The following is a 13503-nucleotide window of genomic DNA, read 5'->3' on the forward strand; positions in this document are numbered from 1 at the left end:
CCCTCATGCACACAACACCGCGGCAAGGTCGCGAGAACCACCGGTGCGGACGGTGTCGCCGCGGCCCGTGACCCCGCTCAGCAGGCCGTTAGGGTGGCGTCGTGGTGAATCCAGCGGGCAAGTTCGGGCCCTACAGCCAGCCAGGGCCGGCGCGGCCGGGGTCGGTCGCCGGGTTGCTGGACGCCCGGGTCCTTCCCGGCGGGGGTCAGACGGGATCGGAACTCGTCCGGTCACGGATCGCATTGCGGGTGCGCCTGAAGTCCGTGTCACCGGGAGACCGGCTGCCGGACGCCGGCGTCCTCGCCGAGGAGCTGGGGATCAGTGAGATCACCGTCCGCCGCGCGCTGGAGGGGATGTGCCAGGACGGCTTGCTCGACCGCCGACGCGGCCGGGCGGGCGGGACCTTCGTCGCACCGGGCTGGGACGCGGTCGTCGCTCTCATGCACGACGCCGACGAGGCGGCCTCGCTGGACGCCTTCCACCTGCTGCTCGAGTGCGGCCTCGTGGCGCACAGTGCGGGCGAGGTCCCGGCCGATCACCTCGATGGGCTGCGGACACTGGTCGACGAGATGGACGTGACCGACGACCCGGCCCGACTGCTCGAACTGGAGACGCGGTTCCATCTCGACCTCGCGGAGGCACTCGGCGGCGCCGGAATCCGCGAGTTCGCCGCCGACCTGCTCGGTCGGCTGTGCCTGCTGCTGCCCGCTCCTACGCCCGCGGTCGTACGGGCGCGCAACCGCTGCCACGCCGACATACTCGCCGAACTGGGCCGTGGCGCGATGGACCCGGCCGTGCGGGCAGTGAAGGCACACCACCGGACGCACCAGCCCGCCCACTCGGACTGACGCCCCCTCGCGCACCCCGAGTGCCGACACCCCGCTCACTCACCCCTTGCGACGCCACACCGCATAAGGAGCTGCCGCCATGTCGGACCCCGGAGCCGTCGGCCCGTCGTCGACGTCGGGCCCCGTGGGCGGCACGCCCCAGCGCCTGCGCGCCGGCGTTCTCGGCATGGCGGACATCGCCGCCGCCACGATGGCCAACGTCGGCCCGGCCATGAGCTTCTTCTTCGGCTTCGCCTTCCTCGGCACCACCGCGGGTATCGCGTCCCCGCTCACCATCACCGCCGCGGGTGTCGCGGTCGCGCTCCTTGGCAACACGCTCGCCCAGTTCTCCCGGGCCCACCCCTCGGCGGGCAGCTTCATCACCTTCGTCGGCAAGACGTTCGGGCCGGTCAGCGCGGTGACCACGGCCCTGCTGGCCGGACTCGGCTACATCATCGCGATGGCCTCCGTCATCGCGATCTCGGGCGGGTTCGTACAGATCACCCTGCACCACTACACCGGCGTCGACCTGCCGTGGATCATCTGGACGCTGCTGCTGACCGGCGTCGCGGTGGTGCTGATGCTGCGCGGGGTGGTGGTCTCCACCAAGTGGGCCGGCTACTTCTTCGGCGTGGAGATGCTGGTGCTGGTCGTGGTCTCGGTCGCGGCGATCGTCGAACACCGCGGCCACCTCTCCGTGGACCCGTTCCTGCCCGGCCACATCAGCCACGGCTTCAGCGGTCTGGCGGCAGGCTTCCCGCTGGCCGTGTACCTGTTCATCGGCTGGGAGAACTCGGCGGCGCTGGCGGAGGAGACGGAGAACCCGCGGCGCAACGTCGGCCGCGCCGTGTTCTTCTCCGTCGCGATCATGACGGTCAGCTACATCCTCTTCTCCTACGCCACGGTGACCGGCTTCGACTACGACGTCGCAAAGCTCGGCGCCGCCCGCATCCCCTTCGTCGACGTCGCCCATCACACGCTCGGAGCGCTGGCGTTCCTCGCCTACGTCGGGGGCCTGACCTCCACCCTCGGGGTACTGATCGCGGGCATCAACTCCCAGGCCCGCCTGGTGTTCAACGCCGGCCGCGAGGGGCTGCTCCCCTCCTTCTTCGGCTACGTGCACCCCACCCGCCGTACGCCGACCAACGCGATCGTCACCTTCACCGCCACCGCGCTGCTGATCATCTGCGGGTGGGGCCTGGGTCATCTGCTCGGGTCGGACGGCGGCTCGATGAACCCCGTGGTCTTCTTCACCGAGTCCTCGAGCCTGGGCGCCATCCTGATCCTGCTGGTCTACCTCGCGTCCAACATCGCCCTGCCGCTGTACTACCGCCGGTACCGTCCGCAGGAGTTCCGCACGGTCCGGCACCTGGTGCTGCCCGCGATCGGCGCCCTGGCCATCCTGGTTCCGCTCTACTACCTCGCCAAGCCCGGACAGCCCGCGCCGTACAGCTGGTTCCCCTACGCGGCACTGGCCACCTTGCTCGCCGCCATCGGCTACGCGACGCTCCTGGTCCGCCGCGACCCGACTCTGGCCGAACGCGTCGGTTCCGTCGTCGCCGACGCGGAGTGAACCTTCGTCGTGCGCCGTCCCGGCCGTTCGGGGGACATGTGGGCCGCGGGCGGCGCGTTTCCCGCCCGCGGGGGCATCCCTTGAGGGACCGAAAGGGAGACATGATGCCGCTCTATCTATCGCGGTTCAGCTACACGCCGGAGACTTGGGCGCGGCTGATCGACCACCCGGAGGACCGCGCACAGGCCGCTCAGTCGTACATCGAGTCCGTCGGCGGGAAGCTCCACGGCTTCTGGTACGCCTTCGGCACGCACGACGGCTACAACCTGTGGGAGGCTCCGGACAACGTGTCCATGGCCGCGGTCGCGCTGGCGATCAGCGGGGGCGGCGCGCTCAGCTCGTTCGAGACGACGGTTCTCCTGACCGTCGGTGACACGATGAAGGCCCTGAGCACGGCCGAGCACATCCAGTACCGGGCTCCTGGCGCGTAGCGGTCCGGATCGGTTGCGGCGACCGGGTTCAGGCCCGGTCGAGGGCGCTCTGCAGGGACTGCTTGTAGCCCGCGCTGGTGTACGTGGCGCCGGACACCGTGTCGATGTCCGCGCTCTGTGCCTCCAGGGTCTCCTGGTTGAGCTTGGGGACGGCCGTGGAGGAGATGTTCTCGCTCCGCGCCGTCTCCTCGGGGTACTGCACAGCGTTCGCGCCGGTGATCCTGCCCCCGGTGAGGGTGATCCGCACCTGGACCGGACCGTACTTCGTCTGGGCCGTGACGCCGGTGACGGAGCGGGTGGTGGGTGCGGCCGAGGTGGTGTCCGGGGCAGACGGGGCGCTGCTGGTCTTCGTGGGGGCGGCTGCCACGGGGTGCGACGGTGACGCGCTCGGGGAGGAGGACGGGGTGCGCTTCCTCTCCGGCGTCTTCGACGGCGAGGCCGACACGGACGGGGAGTGCAAAGACGCCGAGGGGGAGGGGGACGCGGCGGCGTCCGACGTGATCGCGGGCGCGGAGGTGGCCGGCCGGGCGAGCGACGGGTCCGTGGTCGGCTTGAGAGCGAGCAGCAGCACGATGCCGGAGACGGTGCCGACCGTGGCCAGCAGCGCGTGGCGGAACGGGTGTTTCTTCCTCACGGGATCCTCAGCGCATCAGGAGTGCTGGTCGTCACAGGCCTTCCTCAGAACTCGAAGGACTCGTGGTGGATGCGGCGGTGCGGGACACCTGCCTCGCGGAGTGCGGCGTACGACTCCTCGGCCAGCCCCGACGGCCCGCACAGGTACACGTCGTGCCGGGCGATGTCCGGCAGGATCCTGCGCAACATCTTCGCGGTGATCGCCGGTCGCCTGCCGTCCGGGCTGTTCACCGCGTACAGCAGTTGCGCCCCCCGTTCGTCCGCGATCGCCTCCAGTTCGTCCCGCAGCGCGAGTTCCTCGGGCGTGCGGGCCCGGTAGAGCAGGGTCAGGTCACCGGGCGCGCCGGGCAGCGTCTCGAACAGGGCCCGCAGCGGCGTGATACCGGCGCCGCCCGCGAGCAGCAGCACCTTGCCGCGGCTGCGGCGAGCGGCGGTCATCGCCCCGTACGGGCCCTCCGCCCACACGCGCGTGCCCGGCGCCAGCCCGGCCAGCGCCGCGCTGTGCTCGCCGACGGCCTTGACGGTGATCCGCAGCAGGTCGGGGCGGGGTGGCGCCGACAGCGAGTACGGGTTGGCGCTCCACCGCAGCCCCTTGGTGAGGAACCGCCAGCGGAAGAACTGCCCCGCCTCGGCGCCCAGACGGTGCAGCCGCCGGCCTCGGATCAGCACGGACACCACACCGGGCGCCTCCTGCACGACCGATTCGACCCGCATGCGGTGCCGGAGGTTGAGCCGCACCGGGGTGAGCACGCGGTACCACAGCAGCAGGGCGCCGACCGTGACGTACAGGGCGTACCAGGCCGTACGGGCGGTGGCGTCGCCGACGAACTCGACTCCCGTGGCGAGTTGGTGCCAGAAGGCGAGGTAGACCGCGGCATAGGTGAGCAGGTGCAGGTAGTACCAGAGCTCGTAGCGCATACGGCGGCGTACGGCACCGGCGGACACGAAGCCCACCAGGAGCAGCAACAGCGTGCCGACGGCCGCTTCGATCATCCTCGGGTAGTCGGTGACGACCAAGACCGTCTGCGCCACGATGCCGGTGTCCGCCTGCAGCGCGTATCCGTACAGGATCAGCACGACGTGGGCGAGGGTGAGCGACAGGGCGTAGCGGCCGCTCCTGGCGTGCCAGCGCACCACGCGGTCGGATCCGACCCGGCGTTCGAGGGCCGGGACGCGCGCCATCTGGGCGATCACCAGGGCGATCGCATAGCCGGCGAGCAGCCCGGTGATCCGGCCCGCGTTCACCAGCCGGTCGGCGGTGGTCGCGGCGACGGCGGGGGTGTTGTGCCACCACAGCCACAGCACGGCGGCCATACCCGCCCAGAAGAGCACCAGCAGGGGCGCCGCGGGCGAACGCCGGGGCCGGATCCGACGCATGGCCTGCCGTCTTCCCGCCCGGCTGTGCTGGATCGTCGTCAAGGGTGTTCTTCCCTCTGTTTGCCTCGGTGACCCGGCACCGTACACCGGACGGATGGCTGAAAACCATCGGTGCAGGGAGGATGCGGCTCCGGAAGATCCGCTCCGGAAACAGGGGCGCGAGAGGCGCGTGAGGACACACTTCCCCGCACCTACCCAGTCCAGCGCACCGACCGGGCTCAGCGTCACAGTCGCTGCGGTGCGGTGGCCGCCCGGTCCGTTTCGGACACACCCGCGGTATCGGCTGTGGCTACACTCGCCGCCCATGCAAGAGCTCGGCCGGAACACAAACCAGCAGAAAACTCCTCACCGTTCATTGGATGCCAACGCATTCGCCCAGCATGTGAAGACCGTGCGGCGTACGGCCGCACATTCGGTCCGTACTGCCGGACCGACGCCCTCCGCCGATACGTGCGGGCCGACGTGCGGGCCGACGTGCGCTCTTCGTGGCCTCGGGTACGGACCTGGGCAGAGCCTTGTGCGCAGGGCGGGGATACGCAGGACGGCGGCTGTTCGGCGAGGCCGCACCGGCAGACCCGCACAGGTGCCGGCGCGGCCCGGCACCGCGGCGGCCGTCCCCGTCGGTGCCCTCCTGTCGCCGGACCGCACCGGGCCCGGAGCGGTCACGGCGGTCGCGGACCCCCGCCGGACAGCCGTCGATTTCTCTGTGAACAACGTCACTCCGGGGACGGTGGCGTGAGTCGCTCGTCCCGACGCCGGCACGCCCGTTCCCGTGACCCCCGCGGACACTGGCGGCTGCTCGCCCTGACCCTTCCCGTGATCTTCATCGCCCTGCTCTTCGAGGGGTGGACCACCCACGAGGTGGACGCCGCCAAGACGCGGCGCCCGTGCACCAGGCCCGTGCCGGCCGCCGTGGACGAGAGCGGCCCCGTCCTGCGCCGTATCAGCGGGGACGACGTGTCGTCCGCCGCGGTGCCCGCGCGCACCGTGGCGCTCACCTACGACGGCGGACCCGATCCCGTGTGGACCCCGCGCCTGCTCGACCTGCTGCGCGAGCATCATGCGCACGCCACCTTCTTCGTGTTCGGCGCCCAGGCGGCCCGCCATCCGGACCTGATCCGGCGGATCCTCGACGAGGGCCACGAGATCGGCTCGAACACGTACACGGGAGCCGACCTCGGCTCCTCGTCGAGCGTCCGCTCGGCGATGGAACTGACGCTCACCCAGCAGACCCTCGCGGGCTCGGCGGGCATCCGCACCAACCTGCTGCGGATGCCGCTGACCACCCAGGTGGACACGTTGTGCGGCGCCGAGTGGAAGGCGGCCCGGAGCGCCGCCGCGGACGGCTACGTCCTGGTCGCCGCCAACCGGCCGGACCGTGATCCGGCGCACGGCCTGGTCCGGCAGTTCAGTCAGACGGAACTGGCGTACCAGGAGACCAGGAAGCTCCTCGGCAACCCGCACGCCGAGCGGTTCACCACCGTGACGGACGCGGTCGGGATACCCGCTGCCGACACCCGGGTGTCCACGCGCGAGCGGTGGCAGGGCAGGGTGCTGAACTGGGCCGTGACCGCCGGTCACGCGTTCACGCACGCCATGCTCTGGGTGCTGGCCGTGGCCGGAGCGCTGGGCGTCATGCGGCTGGTGCTGCTGACCGTCTTCGCCCGCACCCATGTCCGGCGCCTCACCCGCCTGCGTACCGGCGCGCCCCGGCTGCGGGAGGTCAACGCGCCCGTGACGGTGCTCGTTCCGGCCTACAACGAAGAGGCCGGCATCGAGTCCACCGTCCATTCGCTGCTCGCCTCCACCCATCGGCACCTCGAGGTCATCGTGATCGACGACGGCTCGACGGATCAGACGGCGGACCTCGCCACCTGGATCAACGACCCCCGGGTGCGGGTGATCCGGCAGCCCAACGCGGGCAAGGCGGCGGCGCTCAACACCGGTCTGGCCAACGCGTCCTACGACGTCGTGGTGATGGTCGACGCGGACACGGTCTTCGAGGCCGACGCCCTCCACCGGCTCATCCAGCCCCTCGCGCATCCGGCCGTCGGCGCGGTCAGCGGCAACACCAAGGTGGGCAACCGGCGCGGGCTCCTTGGCAGATGGCAGCACCTGGAGTACGTCTTCGGCTTCAACCTCGACCGGCGGATGTTCGAGGTGCTGGAGTGCATGCCGACGGTCCCCGGCGCCATCGGTGCCTTCCGCCGGGACGCGCTCATGGGCGTCGGCGGGGTCAGCGAGGACACCCTCGCCGAGGACACCGACCTCACGATGGCGCTGTGGCGGGCCGGCTGGCGGGTGGTCTACGAGGAGTCGGCCGTCGCCTGGACCGAAGTACCCACCTCACTCGGGCAGTTGTGGCGGCAGCGCTACCGGTGGTGCTACGGCACGCTCCAGGCGATGTGGAAGCACCGGGGAGCCGTCGTCGAACTGGGCCCGGCCGGACGCTTCGCCCGCCGCGGGCTGACCTATCTGGCCCTCTTCCAGGTGGCCCTGCCGCTGCTCGCTCCGGTCGTCGACCTCTTCGCGGTGTACGGGGCGCTCTTCCTCGACCCCATGCGGTCGGCCGGCGTGTGGTTCGGCTTCCTCACCGTCCAGCTGATCTGCGCCGCTTACGCGTTGCGGCTCGACGGCGAGCGCTTGCGGACCCTGTGGTCGATGCCGCTGCAACTGTTCGTCTACCGGCAGTTGATGTACCTGGTCGTCATCCAGTCCGTGGTCGCCCTGCTGCTCGGCACCCGGCTGAAGTGGCAGCGCATGCACCGGTCCGGCACTGCTGCCACCGAGCAGCTCAGACAACCGGTCGCCGCAGGACAACTGTCATCGAGGGGATGAGGGGTGGTCGAGCCCATGAGTGACCGGCAGGACACGTGGTCCGGCACCGGCCGGCAGCACGCCGACGGGGAGACACAGAGGCATCGCGTGATCACGGGGCAGGTGTGGCACCGGAGCAGCGCTCCCCCTCAGGCGCCCACCGGGCGGTACGGCGGCCACACCGCCGAGCCGTACACCGGCCCGTACACCGGCCGCATCGCGGAACCGTACGTCGGCCACACCGCCGAGCCGGACAGCGGCGTCGGCGGCGGCGGCGGCCACACCCGGCACCACGGCGGCGGCGGTGGCCACAGCCGCAGTGTCAGACCCCCCTGGGTGCGTCCCAGCCGGCGTCGGCGGATCGCCCGCCTGCTCGCAGTCCTGCTCTGCGCACTGCTCCTCACCGGCGCGGGCACCTACGCCTGGGCCGACTTCAGGCTCGCCAGGGCGGTCGACCTGGGCAGCGTCACGGACCGTCCGCCGCAGGGGAAGGGGACCACGTACCTCATCGTGGGCTCCGACAGCCGTGACGGACTGTCCGAGCAGGCCAGGAAGGATCTGCACACCGGCTCGGCCGGCGGCGGCCGCACCGACTCGATGATGCTCCTGCACACCGGCGCCCACGGCACCACGATGGTGAGCCTGCCGCGCGACTCCTGGCTGACCCTGCCGCCGTACGTCGATCCGGACACCGGCAAGCACTACCGGCCGTCGAAGAACAAGCTGAACGCGGCCTACTCCCTGGGCGGGCCCCGACTGCTCATCCGAACCATCGAGCTGAACACCGGCGTCCGGATCGACCATTACGCGGAGATCGGCTTCGCGGGGTTCGTCGGCGTCGTGGACGCGGTCGGCGGTGTGGAGATGTGCCTGGACCGGGACATCAAGGACCCGAAGTCGGGAGAGAACCTGGCGAAGGGCTGCCACAACCTGAACGGCACCGAGGCCCTGGCGTTCGTCCGCCAGAGGCACCAGGAGGCGCAGGGGGACCTGGGGCGCTCCAGGAACCAGCGGAAGTTCCTCTCCGCCCTCGCCCGCAAGGCAGCCGCACCGGGCACCGCACTCGATCCGTTCCGGACCTACCCCGCCCTGAGCGCGGGGCTGGACACCCTCGTCGTGGACAAGGGCATGGAGCTGCCGACCCTCGTGTCGCTGTTCCGGGCGATGAGCAGCGTCTCGGGCGGCCACGGCAAGCAGCTCAACGTCCCCGTGTCCGACCTCGGCTTCAGCACGTCCAAGGGCAGTGCCGTGAAGTGGGACACGGCGAAGGCGAGGAGGCTCTTCACCGAGCTGAGGAACGACCGGCCGGTGAGCCTCGAGGAGAAGGGCTGACCGGCCGTCCGCAGGGCGCGTGCCGCGGCCGTGCAGGGTGCGGCGCCCACCTGCACGGCCTTCGCTTCTGTGACAGTTGCGAGCCGCGATTCGCTGTGACTGTTGATGGAGATGGTGCGGATGATTCGAAGGAGATGTGGAGCGATGTGATGACTTTCCGCGTGATGTGTCGATAGTGACTGCAAATGCGCAATCCGTGATCATGGAGGCTCGAATGCGACCGTTCACCCTCAACTACGTCTTGCCCAAACAGCGTCCGACCGTGGTGATGCAGTACCGATTCAACGAGTCGCGTCAGCTGAACCTGCTTCCCGACGGCCGCCCGGCCGTCAGTGACCCGGTCCTTCTCCTGGCGGCCGGCACGACGACCTCCACAGCCGGCTCCCAGACGCACTTCGACGACTGACGGTCCGCACCGTATGACCGTGTTGATCCTCACGTCGGAGGAAGACGTGACCGCCGACATGGTGGTGGCGAAGCTGCACGACATGGGAGCACCCGTGATGCGGCTGGACCCCGCCGACCTGCCGGGCCGGGCGGCGCTGTCCTTCGACTACACCGACGGCGACTTCGACGGCCACCTGTCGGTGAACGGGCATGTGCTCGGCATGCGCGGCCTGCGCTCCGTGTGGGTGCGCAGACCCGGCGAACCTGCCGCACATGCGGAGCACCCCTCGCCGTGGCTGACCGCCGAGACCCGTCAGGCGCTGTACGGGGTGCTCTACTCGGCCCCCACCCGGTGGATGAACCATCCGCGCAACGCCGAGCAGGCACGCCTGAAGCCCTGGCAGTTGAGGATCGCCCACCTCAGCGACTTCGCCGTGCCGCCGACCGTCTTCACCACCGCCCCGCGCGTGGCACGGCAGTTCGTCGGGGAACACCGGGACGTCGTGGTGAAGTCCGCCTCGGGTCCGCCGCCCGGTGATCCGGCGCTGGCCCTCCCCACCACGCTGATCGGCCCCGAGGCGGACTTCTCGGCCGTCGCGGGCGGGCCCACGCTGTTGCAGCGGTACATACCCAAGCGTGCCGACATCCGGCTCACGTGCGTCGGCACCCGGCTGTTCGCCGCCCGGAAGGCGGCCGCGCCGGGCCAGATCGACGGGCGCTTCGGCGACACCGAACACACGTGGGAAGCGGTCCCGGTGCCCGAACGCATCGGCAAGTCGGTCCACACGTACCTCGGTCTGGCCGGACTCGCGTACGCCGCCTTCGACTTCGCCGAGGACGAGGACGGCCTCTGGTGGTTCCTGGAGTGCAACCAGGGTGGCCAGTTCGGCTTCGTCGAGCTGGAGGCCGGGCAGCCGATCTCGGAGGCGGTCGCCCGGTGGCTGTCACAGCGCGGAGGGGATCGCCGCGTTCCCGACAGCCCCCGGTGAGACGCCGCCCGGCGAGTCGGCAGGGCTCGGCCCACGGCTCCCGCCCGGCGTGAAGGGCAAGTGGTGCAGCCCCGTCAGGTGCCGACGTAGGCCGCGAGGTGGTCGCCGGTGAGGGTGGAGCGGGCGGTGACGAGGTCGGCCGGGGTGCCCTCGAAGACGATCCGGCCGCCGTCGTGGCCGGCGCCGGGGCCGAGGTCGATGATCCAGTCGGCGTGTGCCATGACCGCCTGGTGGTGCTCGACGACGATGACCGACTTGCCGGAGTCGACGAGCCGGTCGAGCAGGCCCAGCAACTGCTCGACGTCGGCGAGATGGAGGCCGGTGGTCGGCTCGTCGAGCACGTAGACGCCGCCCTTCTCGGCCATGTGGGTGGCCAGCTTGAGCCGCTGCCGTTCGCCGCCGGAGAGCGTGGTGAGCGGCTGGCCGAGGCTGAGGTAGCCGAGCCCGACGTCGGCGAGCCGGCCGAGGACGGCGTGCGCGGCAGGCGTGCGCGCCTCGCCTGAACCGAAGAACTCCTCGGCCTCGGTCACCGACATCGCGAGCACCTCGCTGATGTCGCGGCCGCCGAGGTGGTATTCGAGCACCGATGCCTGGAACCGCTTCCCCTCGCACTCCTCGCAGGTGGTGGCGACGCCGGCCATCATCGCCAGGTCGGTGTAGATGACGCCGGCGCCGTTGCAGGTGGGGCAGGCGCCCTCGGAGTTGGCGCTGAACAGCGCCGGCTTGACGCCGTTGGTCTTCGCGAACGCCTTGCGGATCGGGTCGAGCAGTCCCGTGTACGTCGCCGGGTTGCTCCGTCGCGAGCCCTTGATCGCGCCCTGGTCGACCGACACCACACCCGCCCCGCCGGGGATCGACCCGTGCACGAGCGAGCTCTTGCCGGAGCCGGCGACGCCGGTGACCACGCACAGCACCCCGAGCGGGATGTCGACGTCGACGTCCTGGAGGTTGTGCCGGGTGGCGCCGCGGATCTCCAGCGTGCCCTTGGGCGTCCGTACCGTCTCCTTGAGGGTGGCCCGGTCGTCGAAATGGCGGCCGGTGATGGTGCCGCCGGAGCGCAGCCCCTCGACGGTGCCCTCGAAGCAGACGGTGCCGCCCGCCGTGCCGGCGCCGGGGCCGAGGTCGACGACGTGGTCGGCGATCGCGATCGCCTCCGGCTTGTGCTCGACGACGAGCACCGTGTTGCCCTTGTCGCGCAGCCGCAGCAGCAGCTCGTTCATCCGCTGGATGTCGTGCGGGTGCAGGCCGATGGTGGGCTCGTCGAAGACGTACGTCACGTCGGTGAGCGCGGAGCCGAGGTGGCGGATCATCTTGACGCGCTGTGCCTCGCCGCCCGACAGCGTGCCCGAGGGCCGCTCGAGGGCGAGGTAGCCCAGCCCGATCTCGACGAACGAGTCGAGGGTGTGCAGCAGCTTGGCGAGCAGCGGCGCGACCGACGGCTCGTCGAGCCCCCGGACCCACTCGGCCAGGTCGCTGATCTGCATCGCGCACGCGTCGGCGATGCTGGTCCCGCCGATCCGCGACGACCGGGCCCCCTCGCTCAGCCGGGTGCCGTCGCACTCGGGGCAGGCGGTGAAGGTGACCGCCCGGTCCACGAACGCCCGGATGTGCGGCTGCATCGCCTCCCGGTCCTTGGAGAGGAACGACTTCTGGATCTTCGGGATCAGCCCTTCGTAGGTGAGGTTCACGCCCTCGACCTTCACCTTGGTCGGCTCCCGGTAGAGGAAGTCCTGCATCTCCTTCTTGGTGAACTTGCGGATCGGCTTGTCCGGGTCGAGGAGGCCCGACTCGGCGTAGACCCGCACCGTCCAGAAGCTGTCCGACTTCCAGCCGGGGATGGTGAACGCGCCCTCGGCGAGCGACTTGGAGTCGTCGTAGAGCTGGGTGAGGTCGATGTCGGAGACCGTGCCGCGGCCTTCGCAGCGCGGACACATGCCGCCGGTGATGCTGAACTCGCGACGCTCCTTCACACTCCGTCCGGCCCGCTCCACGGTGACCGCACCGGCTCCGCTGATCGAGGCGACGTTGAAGGAGAACGCCTGCGGCGAGCCGATGTGCGGCTTCCCGAGCCGGCTGAAGAGGATGCGCAGCATCGCGTTGGCGTCGGTGACGGTGCCGACCGTGGAGCGGGGGTCGGCACCCAGCCGCTGCTGGTCGACGATGATCGCGGTGGTCAGCCCTTCGAGTACGTCGACCTCGGGCCGCGCGAGCGTCGGCATGAAGCCCTGCACGAAGGTGCTGTAGGTCTCGTTGATCATCCGCTGCGACTCCGCGGCGATCGTGCTGAACACCAGTGAGCTCTTGCCCGAGCCGGAGACACCGGTGAAAACCGTCAGCCGGCGCTTGGGGATCTCGATGCTGACGTCCTTGAGATTGTTCACGCGCGCGCCGTGCACGCGGATCAGATCGTGGCTGTCGGCAACATGCGACGCAGGCGACTGCGCGTCCGTCCTCTTGGCCATGCTCATCGTGTCTCCATCTGTTGCGCGGGGCCGCCTTCGCGGCTCCGCCGGCATCGCCTGGCTCGATCCGACCAAGCTTCGAGCGGTACGTCCGGCGCGCTCGCCGAACGGCTCAGGGCAGCTCCTGGATGCGGATCAGGTTGCCCGCGGGATCGCGGAAGGCGCAGTCGCGAACCCCGTACGGCTGGTTGGTCGGCTCCTGGACGACCTCGGCGCTGTCGGCGGCCTGCATCCGCTCGAACGTGCCGTCGAGGTCGGTGGTGCCCAGGAGAAGGCCGGCATAAGTGCCCTTGGCCATCATCTCGGTGATGGTGCGGCGCTCGTCCTCGGTGACGCCGGGGTCGGCGGCCGACGGTTGCAGGACGACGGACGTGCCGGGCTGGTCCACGGGTCCGACCGTGATCCAGCGCATCCCCTGGTACCCGACGTCGTTGCGGACCTCGAAGCCGAGGGTGTCGCGGTAGAAGGCCAGGGCGGCCTCCGGGTCGTCGTGCGGGAGGAAGCTCGCGTGAATGGTGATGCTCATGGCAGTCACGCTAGGCGCGGCCCGCGGTCGGCGCTTCTCGATTCCTGATCGGTCTGGTCACCTGTTTCGCCACACAGGACGGCATCCCCGCCGTCGCGCTCGCCGCCTCGCGCCGATAGACGCTGGGCGGCACGCCGACCAGCTCCGTG

At 70.6% G+C, this 13503-nt stretch carries 11 protein-coding genes and 1 pseudogene; 7 read left to right on the forward strand and 5 right to left on the reverse strand.

The annotated features are described in order from the left end of the window. The first annotated feature begins 101 nt into the window (after window positions 1–101). From ADK57_RS01665 to ADK57_RS01675, 3 genes are all read left to right on the forward strand, one after another. Complete coding sequence (locus ADK57_RS01665; protein WP_053747493.1) at window positions 102–848, forward strand: FadR/GntR family transcriptional regulator; 747 nt, start codon at window positions 102–104, stop codon at window positions 846–848. 79 nt (window positions 849–927) lie between these two features. Next, window positions 928–2400: an APC family permease gene (locus ADK57_RS01670; RefSeq protein WP_053747494.1), complete on the forward strand. Its 1473-nt coding sequence runs from the start codon at window positions 928–930 to the stop codon at window positions 2398–2400. Window positions 2401–2504: 104 nt separating this feature from the next. Next, window positions 2505–2831 carry a GYD domain-containing protein gene (locus ADK57_RS01675; RefSeq protein WP_053747508.1) on the forward strand — a complete coding sequence of 109 codons (327 nt, stop codon included), beginning with the start codon at window positions 2505–2507 and terminating at the stop codon, window positions 2829–2831. A gap of 28 nt (window positions 2832–2859) precedes the next feature. Here the strand turns inward: ADK57_RS01675 and ADK57_RS46500 are convergent, their stop codons facing one another. Together ADK57_RS46500 and ADK57_RS01685 are read right to left on the reverse strand one after the other, a co-directional pair. Next, window positions 2860–3465: an FMN-binding protein gene (locus tag ADK57_RS46500; RefSeq protein WP_063785910.1), complete on the reverse strand. Its 606-nt coding sequence runs from the start codon at window positions 3463–3465 to the stop codon at window positions 2860–2862. A gap of 44 nt (window positions 3466–3509) precedes the next feature. After that, window positions 3510–4841, reverse strand: a complete 1332-nt coding sequence (locus ADK57_RS01685) for a ferric reductase-like transmembrane domain-containing protein (RefSeq protein ID WP_053747495.1) — start codon at window positions 4839–4841, stop codon at window positions 3510–3512. Window positions 4842–5576: 735 nt separating this feature from the next. Between ADK57_RS01685 and ADK57_RS01690 the strand changes: the two genes are divergently transcribed. From ADK57_RS01690 to ADK57_RS01705, 4 genes are all read left to right on the forward strand, one after another. After that, on the forward strand, window positions 5577–7679 hold the full coding sequence (locus tag ADK57_RS01690) for a bifunctional polysaccharide deacetylase/glycosyltransferase family 2 protein (protein ID WP_053747496.1): 2103 nt from the start codon (window positions 5577–5579) through the stop codon (window positions 7677–7679). 15 nt (window positions 7680–7694) lie between these two features. After that, window positions 7695–8990: an LCP family protein gene (locus ADK57_RS01695; protein ID WP_078972890.1), complete on the forward strand. Its 1296-nt coding sequence runs from the start codon at window positions 7695–7697 to the stop codon at window positions 8988–8990. Window positions 8991–9204: 214 nt separating this feature from the next. Continuing rightward, on the forward strand, window positions 9205–9396 hold the full coding sequence (gene tgmA, locus ADK57_RS01700; RefSeq protein WP_053747497.1) for a putative ATP-grasp-modified RiPP: 192 nt from the start codon (window positions 9205–9207) through the stop codon (window positions 9394–9396). A gap of 13 nt (window positions 9397–9409) precedes the next feature. Further along, entirely contained in the window at window positions 9410–10366 is a 957-nt protein-coding gene (locus ADK57_RS01705) for an MvdC/MvdD family ATP grasp protein (RefSeq protein WP_053747498.1), read from the forward strand. A gap of 74 nt (window positions 10367–10440) precedes the next feature. Here the strand turns inward: ADK57_RS01705 and ADK57_RS01710 are convergent, their stop codons facing one another. The 3 genes and pseudogenes from ADK57_RS01710 to ADK57_RS50785 form a co-directional block, all read right to left on the reverse strand. Next, window positions 10441–12834 carry an ATP-binding cassette domain-containing protein gene (locus tag ADK57_RS01710; RefSeq protein ID WP_053747499.1) on the reverse strand — a complete coding sequence of 798 codons (2394 nt, stop codon included), beginning with the start codon at window positions 12832–12834 and terminating at the stop codon, window positions 10441–10443. 106 nt (window positions 12835–12940) lie between these two features. Next, window positions 12941–13354 (reverse strand): VOC family protein, encoded by a 414-nt coding sequence (locus ADK57_RS01715; protein ID WP_053747510.1) that lies wholly within the window; start codon window positions 13352–13354, stop codon window positions 12941–12943. Between the two features lie 10 nt (window positions 13355–13364). Next, a pseudogene (locus ADK57_RS50785) lies at window positions 13365–13503 on the reverse strand (AraC family transcriptional regulator); the annotation flags it as partial.

This window comes from Streptomyces sp. MMG1533 (assembly GCF_001279775.1).
Lineage (GTDB): Bacteria > Actinomycetota > Actinomycetes > Streptomycetales > Streptomycetaceae > Streptomyces.

What these genes read in the sequence shown, in the direction of transcription:
- ADK57_RS01670 (WP_053747494.1), top strand. Translation starts at nt 928, where the DNA reads ATGTCGGACCCCGGAGCCGTCGGCCCGTCGTCGACGTCGGGCCCCGTG.
- ADK57_RS01675 (WP_053747508.1), top strand. Translation starts at nt 2,505, where the DNA reads ATGCCGCTCTATCTATCGCGGTTCAGCTACACGCCGGAGACTTGGGCG.
- ADK57_RS01685 (WP_053747495.1), bottom strand. Translation starts at nt 4,841, where the DNA reads ATGCGTCGGATCCGGCCCCGGCGTTCGCCCGCGGCGCCCCTGCTGGTG.
- ADK57_RS01695 (WP_078972890.1), top strand. Translation starts at nt 7,695, where the DNA reads ATGAGTGACCGGCAGGACACGTGGTCCGGCACCGGCCGGCAGCACGCC.
- tgmA (WP_053747497.1), top strand. Translation starts at nt 9,205, where the DNA reads ATGCGACCGTTCACCCTCAACTACGTCTTGCCCAAACAGCGTCCGACC.
- ADK57_RS01705 (WP_053747498.1), top strand. Translation starts at nt 9,410, where the DNA reads ATGACCGTGTTGATCCTCACGTCGGAGGAAGACGTGACCGCCGACATG.
- ADK57_RS01710 (WP_053747499.1), bottom strand. Translation starts at nt 12,834, where the DNA reads ATGAGCATGGCCAAGAGGACGGACGCGCAGTCGCCTGCGTCGCATGTT.
- ADK57_RS01715 (WP_053747510.1), bottom strand. Translation starts at nt 13,354, where the DNA reads ATGAGCATCACCATTCACGCGAGCTTCCTCCCGCACGACGACCCGGAG.